The organism is Brucella intermedia LMG 3301 (assembly GCF_000182645.1).
Lineage (GTDB): Bacteria > Pseudomonadota > Alphaproteobacteria > Rhizobiales > Rhizobiaceae > Brucella > Brucella intermedia.
The window spans coordinates 210,586-229,165 of the sequence record NZ_ACQA01000001.1; the positions used below are offsets into that span (position 1 = coordinate 210,586).

Consider the following 18,580-nt stretch of genomic DNA (forward strand, 5'->3'; position numbering starts at 1 on the left):
CTGTCACGGCGGGAGCGGAACCGAGGAATTTAAATGGACGATTACGAGCGATATGCCACAGGGTTGATGATCGTTTTTGGCGCGCTGATCATCGGCGGTCTCATGGCGGCCAACCTGTACCACGGCGACAAGCCGGGCTTCTTATTCGCGCTTGGCGCGGCGGTCGTCGGCTGGTTTTCAGCTTTCGCCGTTCTTTTCGACAAGCCGCGCGTCTATGGCGTGATGATTGCGGTCGCAATCGGCCTCGTCGCGGCTTCCATCGGTGCTTATGTTACCTGATTTTTGAGCCAGTTCATTTAGAAAAAGCCCCGGGAAACCGGGGCTTGTTCGTTTTAGAGATATGGCGAATAGCACTGGCGCCGCGGCCCGTAATTGGGCTGGAATGTGTTATCATAGGCTCGATAGGAGCGATAACGATTGTAGCACCAGCGCACATGCGGGTTGCCGCCGCGATAGACCGGCGCTGCACGGTAGCGGTAGGCAGGCGGCGGTCCCCAATAGCGTCGGTCATAGCGATGGTGTGGGCGGTAACGCGGGTAGTCATGCCGCCAGTGGCGGCGATGTTCGCGCCAGTAGCGACGATCGCCCCGGTAATCGTAATACTGGACCTGATGCACATTCGGCGCCGAAGTCTGTGCGGACGGCGTTGCCATTAGAGATGGTTGCGCCGCATTCGCAGTCCCGGAAGCTGCGGATAGTCCCAGGCCGAGTGACAGGCAGGCGGCAAACAGGGAATAAGCAAACTTTTTCATTGGTCTCTCCTCACAGCGCATCCCGAAAATGCGATACCGCCTTCGGTGAGGATGCGCGCAAAAATAAACAACACATATCGTCCCTGCGCCCATTTACGCCCGACATTATGGCAGAGCGGTGGCCCTCCGCAGTCACAATTTCTTGGATCCGGCAACAGATCGTTGATGTCCCGGCAACGCGATTGGAGAACGGCTTCCGAATTGACATAAAGATATGTTTATGTCATTAAGCGACCTTCGTAAGATGCGTATGGCAGGCAATTCCGGTTTGACGTCGCGAACCGGCCCCGTTGCCTGGTAACAGACAGAATACAGGCGGTGTTTTATGGCCTCTTCCCTCGAAGGTCTTTTTGGTGCAACGGCAGCGCAGCCGGATGGCTCCGAAGTACTGGCAGCTCTCACCAAGGCGGCGCGTGAGCGCATCCTGATCCTCGATGGCGCGATGGGAACCCAGATCCAGGGGCTCGGTTTTCATGAAGAGCATTTTCGCGGTGAGCGTTTCGGTGCCTGCGATTGCCAGCTTCAGGGCAACAACGACCTTCTGACGCTGACGCAGCCCAAGGCTATCGAGGAAATCCACTACGCCTACGCGATTGCGGGCGCGGATATTCTCGAAACCAACACCTTCTCCTCCACGAGGATTGCCCAGGCCGATTACGGCATGGAAGATCAGGTTTATGAGCTGAACCGCGATGGCGCGCGCCTTGCCCGCCGCGCCGCCCTGCGTGCCGAGCAGAAGGATGGTCGCCGCCGCTTCGTTGCCGGTGCTCTCGGGCCGACAAACCGCACCGCGAGCCTGTCGCCGGATGTCAACAATCCCGGTTTTCGCGCTGTCACCTTCGACGACCTGCGCATTGCCTATGCCGAGCAGATCAGGGGGCTGATCGACGGCGGCTCCGACATCATCCTGATCGAAACCATCTTCGATACGCTCAATGCCAAGGCGGCTGTCTTTGCTTGTGAGGAAGTGTTTGCGGAAAAAGGCATTTTTCTTCCGGTAATGATTTCCGGCACGATCACCGATCTTTCCGGCCGCACGCTGTCGGGCCAGACGCCGACCGCATTCTGGCATTCGCTGCGTCATGCCAAGCCATTCACTATCGGTCTCAACTGTGCGCTGGGTGCCAATGCCATGCGTGCGCATCTCGACGAATTGTCGTCGATTGCCGATACCTTTGTCTGCGCCTATCCGAATGCCGGTCTGCCGAACGAGTTCGGCCAGTATGATGAAACGCCGGAAGCAATGGCCGCACAGATCGAGGGCTTTGCCCGTGACGGTCTGGTCAATGTGGTTGGCGGTTGCTGCGGTTCGACGCCGGAACACATCCGCGCCATCGCCGAGGCTGTCGCAAAACATCCGCCACGCAAGCCCGTCAAAGTTGCGCCGCTGATGCGTCTGTCCGGCCTTGAGCCATTCACGCTGACTAAGGACATTCCCTTCGTCAATGTGGGCGAGCGCACCAACGTGACCGGTTCCGCGCGTTTCCGCAAGCTGATCAAGGCCGGTGATTTCTCTGCAGCCCTCGATGTCGCGCGGGATCAGGTCGCCAATGGCGCGCAGATCATCGACATCAATATGGATGAGGGCCTGATCGATTCCGAAAAGGCGATGGTCGAATTCCTCAATCTGATTGCCGCCGAGCCGGATATTGCCCGCGTGCCGATCATGATCGACAGCTCCAAATGGGAGGTGATCGAGGCTGGCCTGAAATGCGTTCAGGGCAAGGCGGTGGTCAATTCCATCTCGATGAAGGAAGGCGAGGAAGCCTTCATTCATCACGCCAGGCTTGTCCGCGCCTATGGCGCGGCGGTGGTCGTGATGGCTTTCGATGAAACCGGGCAGGCCGATACGGAAGCCCGCAAGGTCGAAATCTGTACCCGCGCTTACAAGATCCTGACGGAACAGGTCGGTTTTGCACCGGAAGACATCATCTTCGATCCGAATATCTTTGCCGTCGCGACCGGTATTGAGGAACACAATAATTACGGCGTCGACTTTATCGAGGCGACCCGGCAGATCATCGCCACCCTGCCGCATGTGCATGTGTCGGGCGGGGTGTCGAACCTGTCCTTCTCGTTCCGAGGCAATGAGCCGGTCCGTGAGGCGATGCATGCCGTGTTCCTCTATCATGCCATTCAGGCGGGCATGGATATGGGCATCGTCAATGCCGGGCAGCTGGCGGTCTACGACACGATCGATCCCGAGCTGCGAGAGGCTTGCGAGGATGTGGTGCTCAATCGCCGCTCCGATTCAACCGAGCGCCTGCTGGAAATCGCCGAGCGGTTCCGCGACTCAGGCTCGAAGGAAGCCAAGGCGCAGGATCTGACGTGGCGCGAATGGCCGGTTGAAAAGCGTCTTGAACATGCGCTGGTCAACGGCATTACCGAATATATCGAAGCCGATACGGAAGAAGCGCGCCAGTCTGCCGAACGCCCTCTTCATGTCATCGAAGGCCCACTGATGGCCGGCATGAATGTGGTTGGCGATCTGTTCGGCGCGGGCAAGATGTTCTTGCCGCAGGTGGTGAAGTCCGCCCGCGTGATGAAGCAGGCCGTGGCCGTGCTCCTGCCTTACATGGAGGAGGAAAAACGCCTTAACGCCGAAAATGGCATCGGCGGCGGTGAACGTCAGAGCGCCGGCAAGGTGCTGATGGCAACCGTCAAGGGCGATGTGCACGATATCGGCAAGAATATCGTTGGCGTCGTGCTCGCCTGCAATAATTATGAAATCATCGATCTCGGCGTCATGGTGCCTTCGCAGAAGATTTTGCAGGTGGCGCGTGATGAAAAAGTGGATGTGATCGGCCTTTCGGGCCTCATCACGCCGTCGCTTGACGAAATGGTGCATGTCGCTGCGGAAATGGAACGGGAAGGTTTCGACATTCCGCTGCTGATCGGCGGCGCCACCACCAGCCGTGTTCATACGGCGGTGAAAATCCATCCGCGCTATGAACGTGGGCAGGCCGTTTATGTCATCGATGCCAGCCGCGCCGTCGGCGTGGTATCCAGCCTGCTGTCGCCGGAAGGCAAGAAAGCCTATATCGATGGCCTGCGGGGGGAATATGCCAAGGTAGCAGCCGCCCATGCACGCAACGAAGCGGAAAAGCAGCGCCTGCCGCTTGCCCGCGCTCGCGCCAATGCACACAAGCTCGACTGGGAGAGCTTTGTACCGACAAAGCCGACCTTCACCGGCACCAGAACCTTCGATGATTACGATTTGACGGAGATCGCCCGCTATATCGACTGGACGCCTTTCTTCCAGACATGGGAACTGAAGGGCCGCTATCCGGCGATTCTGGAGGATGAAAAGCAGGGTGAGGCCGCTCGCCAGCTCTGGGCCGACGCGCAGGCCATGCTGAAAAAGATCATCGACGAAAAATGGTTCACGCCCAAAGCTGTCGTCGGCTTCTGGCCAGCCAATGCGGCAGGGGACGATATTCGTCTTTTCACCGATGAAAGCCGGAAGCAGGAACTTGCCACCTTCTTCACGCTGCGCCAGCAATTGAGCAAGCGCGATGGTCGTCCAAACGTGGCCATGTCCGATTTCGTGGCCCCGGTCGAGAGCGGAAAGCAGGATTATGTCGGCGGCTTCGTCGTGACTGCGGGCATTGGCGAAGTGGCGATAGCCGAACGTTTTGAGCGCGCCAACGATGATTACTCGGCCATTCTGGTGAAGGCACTGGCTGACCGCTTCGCGGAAGCCTTTGCCGAATTGATGCATGAGCGGGTGCGCAAGGAGTTCTGGGCCTATGCTTCCGACGAAACCTATACGCCGGAAGAGCTGATCGGAGAGCCGTATAAGGGCATTCGTCCGGCTCCGGGTTATCCGGCTCAGCCGGACCATACCGAAAAGACGACACTTTTCCGCCTTTTGGACGCGACTGCGAATACGGGCGTGGAACTGACCGAAAGCTACGCCATGTGGCCTGGCTCCTCGGTATCGGGTCTCTATATCGGCCATCCGGAAAGCTACTATTTCGGCGTGGCCAAGGTGGAGCGCGATCAGGTCGAGGATTATGCTGCGCGCAAGGGAATGGCGGTCGAGGAAGTGGAGCGCTGGCTCGGTCCTATCCTCAATTATCTGCCGGGTGCTGGAAAAGACGAGGATGCGGCGGCCTGACCGGCCGTCCCGGACCTCTCGCTCACCGGCGTTTATTAATCATATCTCAAATACTAGTCATTCTGACAGGTTTGCCGAACCTGTCAGAGGGCTCTACTGTTCCTCAATGCAAATCGGTTTCAGGTTCGGCGGTGCAGGAGCATTTCCAGCGGAGTATGAAACGGGTTCCATTCGGAAGTGCTTACAAGAAACAGTTGGAGGTTTTTGGCTATTCCGGCAGCGGAAGCGCAGACCTGCTCGCGGCCGTATGGGAAGTCAAAGTATTTCATTTAGTGCTAATTTAGTAACTGACTGTTGTGATAAAAATATTCACAATTTATCGCTTTGAGTTCATATGAGACTATTTTGCTATATAGTCAGAAACCGATGGTTGTGATAGCCATCCACCGCGCAACTGTTTTGTGTAAGGGCGCTACATTTTAATAAATTCAAAATTAGTCTTTAATTGGGATGTCTGCAATGAAATGGGAACAAATTTATGAATCCATGCAATCTGCTGACGATGCCGGACAGCTCCTTGAATACATAAACACCTATGCCAGACAGTGCGGATTTGCACACACGGCCTATCTCATGCGCATTCCACTGCTGAACGGCGTGGTCAAATGGCTTAGTTTTGGCTCGTTGCCCCAGGAATGGACCGATCATTATGCCGACAAAAAATATGCGGACATAGACCCGTTGGTTCGCAAGGCGTTGAACAGCATCGAACCGCTGGTCTGGTCATCGAAGCTGTTTGCGGAGGCTCCGCAGATATGGACAGATGCCCAGCGCTTCGGCATCAGGGTCGGCATTTCGCAACCGTGCTGGGCCGCGCAAGGCGTGTTTGGAATGCTGTCCTTTCTCAGAAGCGGTCCGGCGCTGTCGTCCGGCGAGATTTCAATGTTGCGGCGTCAATTGCAGACCGTAGCCAATATGCTGCATCTGGCCATGTATGAACATCTCGATGTTCCAACCATGAACTGCGTGTCGGAAGTGAACCTGACGATGCGTGAGCGGGAGATCCTGCGCTGGACGAGTGAAGGAAAGACTGCCGAAATCATCGGCACGATCCTCAATATATCCACGCGCACGGTGAATTTTCACATCAGCAACGTGCTTACAAAGCTGGTAGCGGTCAACAAGGTTCAGGCAGTCGCCAAGGCGCGCACATTCGGACTTCTCTAAATATTTCCCAAGTCCCTCGGCGGTTTGTTCCGAAGGGCATTTTTCAGCAGCTTCCGGTTTGCGCTTTTTCTGAAACGGGCTACAAATTCATTATCTTTCCGGAGGATCAATGAATGACTGCTCAGCCAAACTCTCTCGAAGCCCGCGATATCCGTTATCATCTGCATTCCTACACCGATGCTGTCCGACTTGAGGCGGAGGGCCCGCTTGTCATCGAGCGCGGCGACGGCATTTATGTCGAGGATGTAACGGGCAAGCGCTACATCGAGGCGATGTCCGGGCTTTGGAGTGTCGGCGTCGGCTTTTCGGAGCCGCGTCTGGCGGAAGCGGCTGCGCGGCAGATGAAGAAGCTGCCCTTCTATCATACCTTCTCCTATCGTTCGCATGGTCCCGTCATCGATCTGGCAGAAAAGCTCGTTTCGATGGCTCCCGTGCCGATGAGCAAGGCTTATTTCACCAATTCAGGTTCCGAAGCCAACGATACCGTCATCAAGCTGATCTGGTATCGCTCCAACGCGTTGGGCGAACCGGAGCGCAAGAAAATCATCTCGCGCAAACGCGGTTATCACGGCGTGACGATTGCCTCAGCCAGCCTGACAGGCCTGCCCAACAATCACCGCTCCTTCGACCTGCCGATCGACCGGATATTGCATGCGGGCTGTCCGCATCATTATCGCGAAGGGCAGGCGGGAGAGACCGAGGAGCAGTTCGCAACGCGGCTGGCCGATGAACTGGAACAGCTGATTCTCGCGGAAGGTCCGCACACCATTGCCGCTTTCATCGGCGAACCGGTGATGGGCGCTGGGGGCGTGGTCGTGCCGCCCAGAACCTACTGGGAAAAGGTGCAGGCTGTTCTCAAGCGCTACGACATTCTGCTGGTCGCCGACGAAGTCATCTGCGGTTTCGGACGGACAGGCAACCTGTTCGGCAGCCAGACATTTGACATCAAGCCGGACATCCTGGTCATGTCGAAGCAGCTTTCGTCATCCTATCTGCCAATCTCCGCATTCCTCATCAACGAGCGCGTCTACGCGCCGATTGCCGAAGAGAGCCACAAGATCGGCACGCTTGGCACCGGCTTCACCGCATCGGGCCATCCGGTGGCGGCGGCTGTGGCATTGGAAAACCTTGCGATCATCGAAGAGCGCCAACTGGTTGCCAATGCGCGGGACCGCGGCGCCTATATGCAGAAGCGCCTTCGTGATTTGAAGGATCACCCGCTGGTCGGCGAAGTGCGCGGCGTCGGTCTTATTGCCGGTGTCGAGCTTGTCACAGACAAGCAGGCCAAGACAGGCCTTGAACAAGCCGGCGCGCTGGGCGCACAGGCAAATGCAGCCCTGCAGGACCGCGGCGTGATTTCGCGCGCAATGGGCGACACGCTCGCCTTCTGCCCGCCGCTCATCATCAACGATCAGCAGATCGATACGATGGTGTCCGCACTGGAGGCGGCACTGAACGATGTTCAGGCAAGCCTCGCCAGGTAATAATTTGCTCCGGAGCCGTCCGGCGGACGGGCGGCTCCGGAACGGAAAATTTGTTTAATAGCACAAAAATTGTAGGATTTTCCGTAACTTGGCGGAAAATCGGCTTTTGCCGGCACGCGCAAGTTTGTTCCGGCCCCGCTTGTAAATACGGTAAGTTTTTCGCGCAAGCCAGTTGCAATACGCGATAGGTTTCTTTCACTTTCCCGCATCATTTCACGACAATGCGCGCACTGTGGCTTTTGCCGCATCTGCGCCGGATGAAAGCCCGTTTTCTGACCTTGGGCATCCCTCCCGCGTTCGAGCATTTCCAGCCAAAAGCGCAAAGCGGTTTTGCGTTGGATAATGCGAAAAAACAAAGAGATAGAGCGGTTCCAAACTCCGTTTGGATGGAACTGCTCTGGACCCCATCCGGTTTCCGGGAGTAAGTAGTCGTGCATCATGCATCCCTGACCAAGAACCTGACGCATCTGCAGCGCCTCGAAGCGGAGGCGATCCATATTTTTCGTGAGGTTGCGGCAACATTTTCCAACCCCGTGATGCTTTACTCGGTCGGCAAGGATTCGTCGGTGATGCTGCATCTGGCGATGAAGGCATTCTATCCGGCGCCACCGCCTTTTCCCTTTCTGCATGTCGATACGACCTGGAAGTTCCGCGAAATGATCGAGTTTCGCGATGCGCAGGCCCGCGAAAAGGGTTTTGAACTGCTCGTGCATATCAACGAGGATGGCGTGCGCGAGGGCATCGGACCTTTCAGCCACGGGTCGAATGTCCATACCCATGTGATGAAGACGGTCGCCTTGCGGCAGGCGTTAGCCAAGTACAAGTTCGATGCTGCTTTCGGCGGCGCCCGCCGCGACGAAGAAAAATCACGCGCCAAGGAGCGTATCTTTTCCTTCCGTAACGCACAGCACGGTTGGGACCCGAAGAATCAGCGGCCTGAAATGTGGAAGATTTACAATACGCGCGTTTCCGCTGGAGAATCGATCCGCGTCTTTCCGCTCTCGAACTGGACCGAACTCGATATCTGGCAATATATCCTGCAAGAGAATATCCCCATCGTCCCGCTTTATTTTGCAGCGCATCGCCCGGTGGTCGAACGCGATGGCATGCTGATCATGGTCGATGACGAGCGCATGAAGCTGCGTCCGGGCGAACAGGTGGAAAACCGTCTGGTGCGATTCCGCACGCTTGGCTGCTATCCGCTGACCGGCGCAATTGAATCCAGTGCGGCGGACCTCTCCGGGATTGTCGAGGAAATGTTGATCGCCCGTACATCCGAGCGACAAGGTCGCGCTATTGATCGCGACGAGGCCGGGTCGATGGAGAAGAAGAAGCGCGAGGGCTATTTCTGATGAATGCTATAATCAAGCCTGTTGCGACCAATGCCGCAGTCAGCGATTTTCTGGCCGATCAGGAACGCAAGACACTGCTGCGCTTCCTCACCTGCGGCTCGGTGGATGATGGAAAATCAACGCTCATCGGGCGTCTGCTTTACGACACGAAACTGATCTTCGAGGATCAGCTAGCGTCATTGAAGAACGACAGCCGCAAGTTCGGCACCACGGATGACGATTTCGACTTCGCGCTTCTGGTCGATGGTCTGGAGGCCGAGCGGGAGCAGGGCATCACCATCGACGTCGCCTATCGCTTCTTTTCGACGCCCCGCCGCAAGTTCATCGTCGCTGACACGCCGGGTCATGCGCAATATACGCGCAACATGGCGACCGGCGCATCGACAGCCGATCTTGCCATCGTGCTGGTCGACGCCCGTCAGGGTGTGCTGACCCAGACACGCCGCCATTCCTTCATTGCGTCGGCGCTCGGTATTCGCCACATCGTTCTGGCGGTGAACAAGATCGATCTCGTCGATTTCTCGAAAGAGGCCTTTGAGCGCATCGTTGCCGACTATATGGGCTTCGCAAAGGAGCTTGGCTTTGCCAGCATCCAGCCAATCCCGCTTTCGGCACGCTTTGGCGACAATGTCACCCTGCCATCCGCCCGCATGGGCTGGTATGACGGGCCGCATCTGCTCGAACATCTGGAAACCGTGCGCATCGAGACGGAAGTGGCGGCAAAACCCTTTCGGTTCCCGGTGCAATATGTGAACCGGCCCAATCTCGATTTTCGCGGTTTCTCCGGCACTGTCGCATCCGGTTCGATCAGCGCCGGTGATGCCGTCGTGGTAGCCAAATCAGGCAAGACTTCCCGCGTGAAGCGCATTGCCACCTATGACGGCGATCTGACACGGGCTTCCGAAGGACAGGCTGTCACTTTGGTGCTCGAGGATGAGATCGAGGTCTCGCGCGGCAATATGCTGGTGGGGACGGAATCGCGGCCCGAAGTGGCGGATCGTTTCTCCGCCAATATAGTCTGGTTCGGTGAGGATGCCTTGCATCCCGGCCGCTCCTATCTGCTGCGCACCGAGACCGATCAGACGCCGGTAACGATCAATGAGATCGTGTACAGGACTGACGTTGACAGCTTCACCCGGAAGGATGCATCCCGCCTCGACCTCAACGAGATCGGGCTTTGCCATCTCCAGACCGTGGATCAGATTGCCTTCGACCCATACGTCGACAATCGCGTAACGGGCGCATTCGTCCTGATCGACCGGCTTACCAATGCGACCGTCGGGGCTGGAATGATCGACAGCGCGCTTCGTCAGGCGACGAATGTGCACCTGCAGTCCTTCGATCTCGACAAGCAGGCCCGCGCTGCGCAGAAATTCCAGAAACCGGCTGTGCTGTGGTTTACGGGCCTGTCCGGCTCCGGTAAATCCACCATCGCCAACCGGCTGGAACAGCGGCTGCACGCGCTCGGCAAGCACACCTATCTGCTCGACGGCGACAATGTTCGCCACGGCCTCAACAGCGATCTGGGTTTTTCCGAGGAAGACAGGGCAGAAAATATCCGCCGTGTCGGTGAAGTCGCCCGTTTGATGACCGATGCAGGTCTGGTGGTGCTCGTCTCCTTCATCTCGCCTTTTCGGGCCGAGCGGGATCGCATTCGGTCCCGGTTGCCTGAAGGTGAATTTGTCGAAATCTTCGTTGATACGCCGATAGAGGAATGCATTGCCCGCGATCCGAAAGGGCTTTATGCGCAGGCCCTGCGCGGCGAGATAAAGGCTTTTACGGGCATCGATTCTCCGTATGAGCCGCCGGTATCGCCCGAGCTTCGGCTGAACACGACGGGCCGGGACGTTGACGAAATCGTCGCGGAAGTAGAAAAGTATCTTGCCGAACGTGGTATCATCGGCAGTTATGGCAGCGATACCTGGTCAATCTGAGCAAATGAAGATTTCAGCCTCCCCGAAAGCCGATCCGAGCGGCGAAGCAATGCTTGCCGTGCTGCTGGAAGCCGCATTGGAGGCAGGCCGCACGATCATGAAGCACTATGCCAATGGTTGCGCGGTTCACAGCAAGAAAGATTCTTCTCCGGTCACGGAAGCAGATCGTGACGCGGAGGCCATCATCCTTTCCGCACTGGCTTCGGTCGCCCCGGATATTCCGGTTGTGGCTGAAGAGGAAGTGGCGGCGGGACGCCTGCCCGCGCAACTGGGACGGCGATTTCTACTGGTCGATCCTCTGGATGGAACCCGTGAATTCCTGCTGCGAAACGGCGATTTCACGGTGAATATCGGCCTGATCGAGGATGGCGCTCCGGTTATGGGCATCGTTTATGCACCCGTTCGCAATCGCTTGTTTGTCGGAACCGGCAGCGGTGCTGAAGAAATAACCACGACCAAGGATCACGCGCTGGGAACACGGCGGGGGATAGGGGTGCGCGTGCATGGGGCCGAGCAGGTGGCGGTCTGCAGTCGGTCCCATAAAAACCCGGAAACGGAAAAATTCTTGAACGACAACCGGATTACCAACTGCGTTTCCATCGGTTCGTCGCTGAAGTTCTGCCTTGTTGCCAGCGGCGAAGCCGATATTTATCCGCGTTTCGGTCCCACCATGGAGTGGGATACGGCGGCCGGCGATGCCGTGCTGCGCGCCGCAGGCGGTCTAACGACCACTTTCGAGGGGATACCGCTCTCCTATGGCCAGCGCGCAAGCGAAGGTGTCGCCGGTTTTGCCAACCCCAATTTTGTGGCGTTTGGCGGCGGGACGCTGCCGGTTTTCGAGACCGTTTGAAGCTCTTTCCAGCTTTTCGGGTTCGGCATTCAAAAAAACGACAAGATGCTCTTGCGGCTTGAAATCTGGAGCGTTATAAGCCGCCTCAATGGTCAAGGCCACATGGTCACGGAGTGTAGCGCAGCCTGGTAGCGCACCTCGTTCGGGACGAGGGGGTCGGAGGTTCGAATCCTCTCACTCCGACCATCTTTCAAGTCGCTGAGAAACTTGGATATTCCCCGATTTATTGATTTCGGCTTCGTGATCTTCTCCCATTGAAATGCAAGATGGCGCCCTACGGGGCGATTTTTCTATGCTGCGGCGAAAAGCTACACCATTCTGCAATCTGAAATATGCTTCATTCCCGAAAAATAGGGGGGAGGCATGGACGAGTTATCAAACCCAGCGGTCCATACACGCAAGAAGCGAGTAATTGTAGTCGATACGGAAACGACTGGACTGTTGCCATACGACCGGATCGTGACCATAGGGGCGGTCAAAATCGAAGGTGATGACTTTCTTCACCAGTCTCTACATCTGATATTCGATCCAAGGAAAGACAGCCATCCGCAGGCGGAAGCCGTGCATGGCTACGATAATTGGATGACACGATATCAGGACTTGTTTTCTGATCTTGCCGCTCCAATCCGTAAGTGGTTCGATTGGGCGGATGAAATCGTGGCACATAACGCAGATTTCGATATGCGCTATGTGCAACGGGAGTTTCGGAAGGCGGAAGTGGATATGCTGCCCCATCCGGTGTTCTGCACCATGGAGCGGTCGCGAGAAATATGGTCTGGCCAGTCCGCCAAGCTCGATGACTGCTTGGCCCGAATAGGTTTATCACGTATCGGAAAGCGGCACGGAGCGCTTGAGGACGCGTACTTGACAGCAGGTCTTTACCTTCATCAGCGAGGCATCAAAAAGTCGCTACCGAAGGTCAACTCATGGTCACCGCCTAAGAACTTGAAGCCATATCCGCCTCGGCCAGAGGGTGAACTGCCCAGAAGAGCGCCAAAGCGGAAATAAAGCGGGAAACAGCACCTACCATTAATGTGGGGTCTGTGGGATCGAGTACTTACATCGGTTGTCATTCTTCTTTCCCAAAAACCGACATCCGCATGAACTCTCCGTCGTACTGGGCAAGGGCGGCTACGCGCTTCCGGTCCAGAATTTCCACCCGGTTTGAGCGGAACAGGATCAGCCCTTCTTCCCGCAAGTCGCGCAGCATCCGGTTGAGATGAATTGGCGTCAGCCCCAGTGCATCGGCAAGCTGATATTGTGTCAGCGGGCAATAGAAGGAATTCGCATCGCCCATCCCCGAGGATTGCACGCGGTCGGAAAGTTCGAGAAACAGATGCGCGGTGCGGACGAAGGCAGCGCGGCACCCGATATTGGTAAGATGCTCGATCAGCAGGGATCGCTGGCGCGCGAGAAGCTCTATGAAGATCAGGCTGAGGCGCGGCGCGTATTCGATGGAGGCCTCGAGAGAGACGAGCGGAATTTCGAACACCGACATGGGCGTGATTGCCGTGATGGTGTTATAGCTGTAACCGTCCGCCGTTCGCAGCCCCAGAAAATCGCTCCGCATGGGAAAGTCGATGATCTGCCTCTCTCCGCTGGCCAGATCGCGATAGACACATCCCCAGCCGGAACGCACGAGATGGAGGCTTCTGATTTGTTCTCCCTGCCTGATGATCGCGGCATCGGCGGCAAAGTCGCCTTCGATAATGGTGAGAGAAGAAAGCGCGTCTATCTCCCGCGCTCCGAGCTTGGCGAAAATTGGAGAGGCCTCCAATAAACCAATGAGCGCTTCAGTCGATGGGTCTGTGGTCTGCCTGCCACTGTGCATTTTTAACCCGTTGGAGCATATTTTGATATGTGTGAAACGGCCTTTCGGCAAGAATGCGCATTAAGACGAACAGTTAGGGCGCTGATCTCATCTAAGCAAATCGAAATGCGCTCCAAACATTTTCTGAAAACTACAGGGCGATCTTCCGCTTGGAAGAACACATGAATAATCGAGGGATATTTCTGCCAGTGAGCATGAATATCCTTGAGCAAGAGTTACTCAAATTCCGTCTTGAGCTTCTCAAATTTCAGTAAAGTCGGAAATCAACTAAACCAAAGATATAGAGGCTATATCTCCTGCCGTTCAAGTCTTTCTTACAAGTGGTCATAAATTTTATGCATTGCTAACATAAGTTAATGACACGATTATTTCCCGATAGCAATATTCACGCTGGTCATGGTTAGGGCTCTATCCATGTAAGCATTGGAAAACACTCGTCTCTGACGAAAGTAATAGTAGGATGCATAAACATAGAGCAACTTGAGTATGCCGGGAGCATCACATGTTGGAAGTAAGAGGGGATAGCATTTGGACTGCTCCGGAGCACGGGGATGACAGGGGGGGTGCTTCGGGTATTGAGGCCGTACGGGAACGGCGCCTGTTGCTGGTATGCAAGAGCAATCTTGAACGGCAATGTCTTTATAACGGGCTTGTGCTGAACGGGCTCAAGCTTCCCGTGGAAACCCAAGCGACGATCGAACTGGCAGATCCAACCGAGGATATTGCTGTTGTTCTGATCAATATAGGTTCGAAGCGACTGGCGGACCCATTTTTCTCAGAAAAGCTGCAGGCTGTGATTGAGCTCTGGCGTCCGGTGCCGGTCGTGTTTCTCGCTGAACGCGAGGAGTGGGCTCAGGTCGTACGTGCCATGGAAATCGGCGCTCGCGGCTATATTCCGACTTCAGTCGATATAAAAGTCTGCGTCGAGGCCATTCATCTTGCCACCGCCGGCGGCATGTATGTGCCCGCTTCCATGGTTTTTCAGACCGCGCCGGCCGATATCGACGACGACGTTCTGGGAGAACTGCTCACCGCACGCGAGATCGAGGTTGTCCATGCGATCCGGATTGGCAAGTCGAACAAGATCATCGCCTTCGAGCTTGGCATGAGCGAGGGTACAGTGAAGGCGCATGTCCATAACATCATGAAGAAGATCGGCGCCGCAAACCGTACGGAAGTGGCTTGCAAGCTGCACCGGATGTATGGCGAAAAATTCGATCTCGATTAAATCATCATTTCTCGTTTGGTCCGGTGTCGTTGCTCCACATTGGGAGCGCCGGCACTCGGTCCCGCTTGCCTGACGTGCAGGTTTTTCCTGCGTTTCCGCGCCGGGCAAAACGGCCATTCTGCTTCAGCGGCTGAAGAAAGGCGGCCTATGTCGAAAATTGTTCCGGCTGAAGTGGTTGCTTTCTATTGAAAAACCGCGAAATTATCCGGACGCGATCAGAATAATGCCAGCCTCAGGACAACAATGCAGCTCACTCCCCGTCACAACGCAATTCTAGAGCTCGCTCGCAAACAGGGGCAGGTTCTGGTGGACGATCTTGCCGCGGCATTCGAGGTGACGCCGCAAACGGTGCGCAAGGACCTGAACGACCTCTGCCGGGCTCGGATGCTGCGCCGCATCCATGGTGGGGCGCTCTATCCATCCGGCGTCGAGAACATGGAATATGAGGCGCGGCGTCGCATCGCGGCGCATGAGAAGGAAGCGATCGGGCGCGCTGCCGCGGAGATCATTCCCGATGGTGCTTCTTTGTTCATCAATATCGGCACCACGACAGAAGCCGTCAGCCAGGCACTGGTCGACCATGACAATCTGATGGTCATCACCAATAATATCAATGTTGCCAATACATTGCGGGTTCACGCCTCGATCGAGGTGGTGGTCGCGGGCGGTGTCGTGCGTCCGTCGGACGGGGGGATCGTCGGCGAAGCCGCCGTTGATTTCATCCGGCAGTTCAAGGTCGATTACGCGATCATCGGAGCCTCGGCCATGGACGAAGACGGAGCGCTGCTCGATTTCGATTTCCGCGAAGTGAAGGTGGCGCAGGCCATCATTGCCAATGCCCGGCATGTCATCCTCGTGACCGACGCCACAAAGCTGGAGCGAACCGCGCCGGTGCGCATCGGCCATATATCGCAGATCGACACATTCATTACCGATCACTGCCCGTCGGACCAGTTGCGGAGCCTGTGCCGGGAAAACGAGGTCGAACTGATTGAAACCCTTGGCGAAAGCCCGATAGGGGAAAAAGAGTCCTAGTTTCGTTTATTTTCGATTTGCTTTCGTATTAAATGAATTATATTCGCTTTGGTTTTCGGAGAGCGGTCTTCGGGGTTCGCCATGGCGCAAGAGAAACTATTCGACATTTTTGTAATCGGCGGCGGCATCAATGGATGCGGTATCGCGCGCGACGCGATTGGCCGGGGATTTTCGGTTGGCCTGGCCGAGATGAACGACCTGGCCAGCGGCACATCCTCGCGGGCCACCAAGCTCATCCATGGCGGATTGCGCTATCTCGAGCATTATGAATTTCGTCTGGTGCGCGAGGCGTTGATGGAGCGGGAAGTGCTGTGGGCCAATGCACCGCACATCATTCACCCGATGCGGTTCGTGCTGCCTTATCACAAGGGCGGAGTGCGCCCTGCATGGCTGCTGAGACTGGGGCTGTTCCTCTACGACCATCTGGGCGGACGCAAAAAGCTTGCCGCCACGCGGACGCTCGACATGCGCTCCGATCCCGCGGCCGCGCCCTTGAAGCCGTTTTTTACCAAGGCATTTGAATATTCGGACTGCTGGGTCGACGATGCGCGCTTCGTTGCCCTGACCGCCCGGGATGCGGCGGATCGCGGCGCGATGATCCGCACCCGGACCAGGGTCGTGGCGGCCCGCCGTGACCGGGAATGCTGGACTATCACATTGGAAGATACCGACACGCACGAGCGCGAGGAAGTTCGCGCCCGCCTGCTGGTCAATGCCGCCGGTCCGTGGGCCGACAAGGTGCTGCAGGGCGTGGAGGGAGATCGCCAGCTTCACAATGTCCGCCTCGTTCAGGGCAGCCATATCGTGGTGCGCAGGAAATTTTCCGATCCGCGCTCCTATTTCTTCCAGAACAATGACGGGCGCATCATCTTCGCCATTCCTTATGAAGATGATTTTACCCTGATCGGCACGACCGATCAGGATTATGAGGGCGATCCGGCCAAGGTCGCGATCACCGACAGGGAGACCGACTATCTCTGTGCGGCCGCCAGCGAATATTTCAAGGAACCCGTCAGTCGCGCGGATATCGTGTGGACCTATTCCGGTGTGCGTCCGCTTTATGATGACGGCGCGAGCAAGGCGCAGGAAGCGACCCGCGATTACGTGCTGAAAGAGGATGCGCCCGATGGGCTTGCTCCCCTGATCAATGTGTTCGGCGGCAAGCTGACCACGGCGCGCCGGCTTGCCGAACATATGCTGGAGAAGATCGAGCAGCGGCTGGGGCAGAAGGGAGCGCCATGGACCCATGCCGCCCCGTTGCCCGGCGGCGATTTCGTGGATGTCGAGTTCGAGCGTGAGTTGCAGAAGGTAAACGCCGCTTATTCCTTCCTCGCCCCGGCCCATGCGCGACGGCTGTTCCGGCAATATGGAACGCGCATCCACAGCCTGCTCAAGGGTGCCGCTTCCCTGACCGACCTCGGACAATATTTCGGCGCCGACCTTTACGAAGCCGAAGTGCGGTATCTTCAGGAAAATGAGTGGGCAGTCAGCGCCGAGGATATCTTGTGGCGGCGCACGAAACTGGGTCTTCGCCTCAATGCGGCGGATGTTTCCTCGCTTGAGGAATATCTGAAGCCAGCGCGCGTCGCCTGACCCTCTCGATCTTTAGAGCATTTCCAGCAAAAGTGTGAAACGGTTTTGCGTTGGATAATGCGATAGAACAAATAGTTAGAGCGGTTCCGGCGATTCTGTTAGAACAGGAACCGCTCTAGCCGCACTTGCCAGTTGTGTTTTGAGCAGTCATTATTCTCCCATACAGCGGGTTCCAGCCTTCCTGGGAGGAAAAGATGGGCACACCGCAAGACCGGACACATGCTGACCGCATCCAATCCGCGATCACGACGGCGGGTGGGGCTGCACGGTCTGCTCTCGTCGCCTCGTGGCGGCGCTCGGCGGAACTGCACGGGCTCGACCCTGCCGAACCGGGATCGGTGCGCACACTTTCCGATGGCGAGTTCCGAACCGCCCATCAACGGATCGAACGCCTCGTCAGCATAGCGCAAGCCAGTATGGACCGCCTTTATCTGGCCGTCGGCGGCGTTGGCTGCTGTGTGCTGCTGGCCGACAGCGAAGGCGTGCCGGTCGAACGGCGCGGCGCACCAGGCGATGACGACACCTTCTACCGTTGGGGGCTTTGGACCGGTGCTGTCTGGAGCGAACAGAGCGAAGGCACCAACGGCATCGGCACCTGCATCGTTGAACAGCGCCCGCTGACGATCCATCGCGACCAGCATTTCCACACGCGCAATATCGGGCTTTCCTGCACGGTCGCCCCCATCCATGACCATCAGGGGCGCCTGATGGCAGCACTTGATGTTTCCTCCTGCCGCGCCGACCTGACAGAGGCTTTCGCGCAGCTTATATCGGTGGCCGTTATCGACGCTGCGCGCCGCATCGAGGCTGAAAATTTCCGTCAGGCTTTTCCTGATGCGCGCATCATGCTGGCGCCAAGCCCGGACCGGACCGGCGGCGCGCTGATCGCCGTCGACAAGGACGACCTCGTCGTCGGCGCGACGCGCGCGGCGCGCCTTGCGCTGGAGCTTGACGATGATGCACTGGCAAGCCCCTTGCCTGCCGCCGATCTTCTGGGGACGCCCGCCGACCCGCGCGAGGACATGGCGGAATCGGAGCGCGGGGTGATCCTGCGGGCACTGGCCCGCGCGGAAGGCAACATTTCTTTTGCGGCGCAGCTTCTGGGTATCAGCCGGGCGACGCTGCACCGCAAGCTGAACCGTCTGAAGATCATTCGCGCCCATTGATGAAGCCACGCTGAAATAGGCGGGCGAAACTGTCTCAATATTGCGACACATGATCTTGCGAGCTTGAA

The 18,580-nt window shown here is 57.0% G+C and carries 15 protein-coding genes and 1 tRNA gene; 13 read left to right on the top strand and 3 right to left on the bottom strand.

Translation table 11 applies throughout. The features are described from left to right. Positions 1–33 precede the first annotated feature (33 nt). Positions 34–279, top strand: coding sequence for a hypothetical protein (locus OINT_RS00975; protein ID WP_006465911.1), 246 nt, complete (start codon positions 34–36; stop codon positions 277–279). Positions 280–332: 53 nt separating this feature from the next. Here OINT_RS00975 and OINT_RS00980 read toward each other — a convergent pair whose 3' ends face one another. After that, positions 333–752, bottom strand: coding sequence for a BA14K family protein (locus tag OINT_RS00980; RefSeq protein WP_006470891.1), 420 nt, complete (start codon positions 750–752; stop codon positions 333–335). A 325-nt stretch (positions 753–1,077) separates the two neighbouring features. Here OINT_RS00980 and metH point away from each other — a divergent pair, with 325 nt between their 5' ends. The 3 genes from metH to OINT_RS00995 all read left to right on the top strand — a co-directional run bounded on the left by metH (position 1,078) and on the right by OINT_RS00995 (position 7,523). Then, complete coding sequence (gene metH, locus OINT_RS00985) at positions 1,078–4,872, top strand: methionine synthase (RefSeq protein WP_006465913.1); 3,795 nt, start codon at positions 1,078–1,080, stop codon at positions 4,870–4,872. 459 nt (positions 4,873–5,331) lie between these two features. Further along, on the top strand, positions 5,332–6,039 hold the full coding sequence (locus tag OINT_RS00990; protein ID WP_006470890.1) for a LuxR family transcriptional regulator: 708 nt from the start codon (positions 5,332–5,334) through the stop codon (positions 6,037–6,039). A gap of 113 nt (positions 6,040–6,152) precedes the next feature. Next, positions 6,153–7,523 carry an aspartate aminotransferase family protein gene (locus OINT_RS00995; RefSeq protein ID WP_006465915.1) on the top strand — a complete coding sequence of 457 codons (1,371 nt, stop codon included), beginning with the start codon at positions 6,153–6,155 and terminating at the stop codon, positions 7,521–7,523. On the opposite strand, the gene OINT_RS23730 is transcribed toward OINT_RS00995, so the two are convergent. Next, positions 7,502–7,990 carry a hypothetical protein gene (locus tag OINT_RS23730; RefSeq protein WP_172491090.1) on the bottom strand — a complete coding sequence of 163 codons (489 nt, stop codon included), beginning with the start codon at positions 7,988–7,990 and terminating at the stop codon, positions 7,502–7,504. The genes OINT_RS00995 and OINT_RS23730 overlap by 22 nt on opposite strands. Between OINT_RS23730 and cysD the strand changes: the two genes are divergently transcribed. The 5 genes from cysD (at position 7,955) to OINT_RS01020 (ending at position 12,667) form a co-directional block, all read left to right on the top strand. Next, complete coding sequence (cysD, locus tag OINT_RS01000) at positions 7,955–8,875, top strand: sulfate adenylyltransferase subunit CysD (protein WP_006465917.1); 921 nt, start codon at positions 7,955–7,957, stop codon at positions 8,873–8,875. The two genes, OINT_RS23730 and cysD, sit on opposite strands and share 36 nt — an antisense overlap. Next, positions 8,875–10,809: a sulfate adenylyltransferase subunit CysN gene (gene cysN / locus OINT_RS01005; RefSeq protein WP_006465920.1), complete on the top strand. Its 1,935-nt coding sequence runs from the start codon at positions 8,875–8,877 to the stop codon at positions 10,807–10,809. Before cysD ends, cysN begins: the two co-directional genes overlap by 1 nt. Positions 10,810–10,813: 4 nt before the next feature. Then, complete coding sequence (cysQ, locus tag OINT_RS01010) at positions 10,814–11,659, top strand: 3'(2'),5'-bisphosphate nucleotidase CysQ (RefSeq protein WP_006470889.1); 846 nt, start codon at positions 10,814–10,816, stop codon at positions 11,657–11,659. Positions 11,660–11,768: 109 nt separating this feature from the next. Beyond that, positions 11,769–11,845: transfer RNA gene (locus tag OINT_RS01015), tRNA-Pro, on the top strand. 177 nt (positions 11,846–12,022) lie between these two features. Then, positions 12,023–12,667 carry a 3'-5' exonuclease gene (locus OINT_RS01020; protein ID WP_006465922.1) on the top strand — a complete coding sequence of 215 codons (645 nt, stop codon included), beginning with the start codon at positions 12,023–12,025 and terminating at the stop codon, positions 12,665–12,667. 61 nt (positions 12,668–12,728) lie between these two features. Here the strand turns inward: OINT_RS01020 and OINT_RS01025 are convergent, their stop codons facing one another. Continuing rightward, positions 12,729–13,490 (bottom strand): Crp/Fnr family transcriptional regulator, encoded by a 762-nt coding sequence (locus OINT_RS01025; RefSeq protein ID WP_006470823.1) that lies wholly within the window; start codon positions 13,488–13,490, stop codon positions 12,729–12,731. A gap of 502 nt (positions 13,491–13,992) precedes the next feature. Here OINT_RS01025 and OINT_RS01030 point away from each other — a divergent pair. The 4 genes from OINT_RS01030 (at position 13,993) to OINT_RS01045 (ending at position 18,512) form a co-directional block, all read left to right on the top strand. After that, positions 13,993–14,718 carry a response regulator transcription factor gene (locus tag OINT_RS01030; protein ID WP_006465924.1) on the top strand — a complete coding sequence of 242 codons (726 nt, stop codon included), beginning with the start codon at positions 13,993–13,995 and terminating at the stop codon, positions 14,716–14,718. Positions 14,719–14,961: 243 nt separating this feature from the next. Further along, the gene (locus OINT_RS01035) at positions 14,962–15,753 is read left to right on the top strand and encodes a DeoR/GlpR family DNA-binding transcription regulator (RefSeq protein WP_006465925.1); all 792 of its coding nucleotides are present in this window, start codon (positions 14,962–14,964) and stop codon (positions 15,751–15,753) included. Positions 15,754–15,834: 81 nt separating this feature from the next. Next, entirely contained in the window at positions 15,835–17,346 is a 1,512-nt protein-coding gene (gene glpD, locus OINT_RS01040) for a glycerol-3-phosphate dehydrogenase (protein ID WP_006470821.1), read from the top strand. Positions 17,347–17,540: 194 nt separating this feature from the next. Beyond that, positions 17,541–18,512, top strand: a complete 972-nt coding sequence (locus OINT_RS01045) for a GAF domain-containing protein (RefSeq protein ID WP_006465927.1) — start codon at positions 17,541–17,543, stop codon at positions 18,510–18,512. Positions 18,513–18,580 lie beyond the last annotated feature (68 nt).

What these genes read in the sequence shown, in the direction of transcription:
- OINT_RS01045 (WP_006465927.1), top strand. Translation starts at nt 17,541, where the DNA reads ATGGGCACACCGCAAGACCGGACACATGCTGACCGCATCCAATCCGCG.
- glpD (WP_006470821.1), top strand. Translation starts at nt 15,835, where the DNA reads ATGGCGCAAGAGAAACTATTCGACATTTTTGTAATCGGCGGCGGCATC.
- OINT_RS23730 (WP_172491090.1), bottom strand. Translation starts at nt 7,990, where the DNA reads ATGCGTCAGGTTCTTGGTCAGGGATGCATGATGCACGACTACTTACTC.
- OINT_RS01030 (WP_006465924.1), top strand. Translation starts at nt 13,993, where the DNA reads ATGTTGGAAGTAAGAGGGGATAGCATTTGGACTGCTCCGGAGCACGGG.
- OINT_RS01020 (WP_006465922.1), top strand. Translation starts at nt 12,023, where the DNA reads ATGGACGAGTTATCAAACCCAGCGGTCCATACACGCAAGAAGCGAGTA.
- OINT_RS00975 (WP_006465911.1), top strand. Translation starts at nt 34, where the DNA reads ATGGACGATTACGAGCGATATGCCACAGGGTTGATGATCGTTTTTGGC.
- OINT_RS00990 (WP_006470890.1), top strand. Translation starts at nt 5,332, where the DNA reads ATGAAATGGGAACAAATTTATGAATCCATGCAATCTGCTGACGATGCC.
- OINT_RS01025 (WP_006470823.1), bottom strand. Translation starts at nt 13,490, where the DNA reads ATGCACAGTGGCAGGCAGACCACAGACCCATCGACTGAAGCGCTCATT.
- OINT_RS01035 (WP_006465925.1), top strand. Translation starts at nt 14,962, where the DNA reads ATGCAGCTCACTCCCCGTCACAACGCAATTCTAGAGCTCGCTCGCAAA.
- cysN (WP_006465920.1), top strand. Translation starts at nt 8,875, where the DNA reads ATGAATGCTATAATCAAGCCTGTTGCGACCAATGCCGCAGTCAGCGAT.
- cysQ (WP_006470889.1), top strand. Translation starts at nt 10,814, where the DNA reads ATGAAGATTTCAGCCTCCCCGAAAGCCGATCCGAGCGGCGAAGCAATG.
- OINT_RS00980 (WP_006470891.1), bottom strand. Translation starts at nt 752, where the DNA reads ATGAAAAAGTTTGCTTATTCCCTGTTTGCCGCCTGCCTGTCACTCGGC.
- metH (WP_006465913.1), top strand. Translation starts at nt 1,078, where the DNA reads ATGGCCTCTTCCCTCGAAGGTCTTTTTGGTGCAACGGCAGCGCAGCCG.
- OINT_RS00995 (WP_006465915.1), top strand. Translation starts at nt 6,153, where the DNA reads ATGACTGCTCAGCCAAACTCTCTCGAAGCCCGCGATATCCGTTATCAT.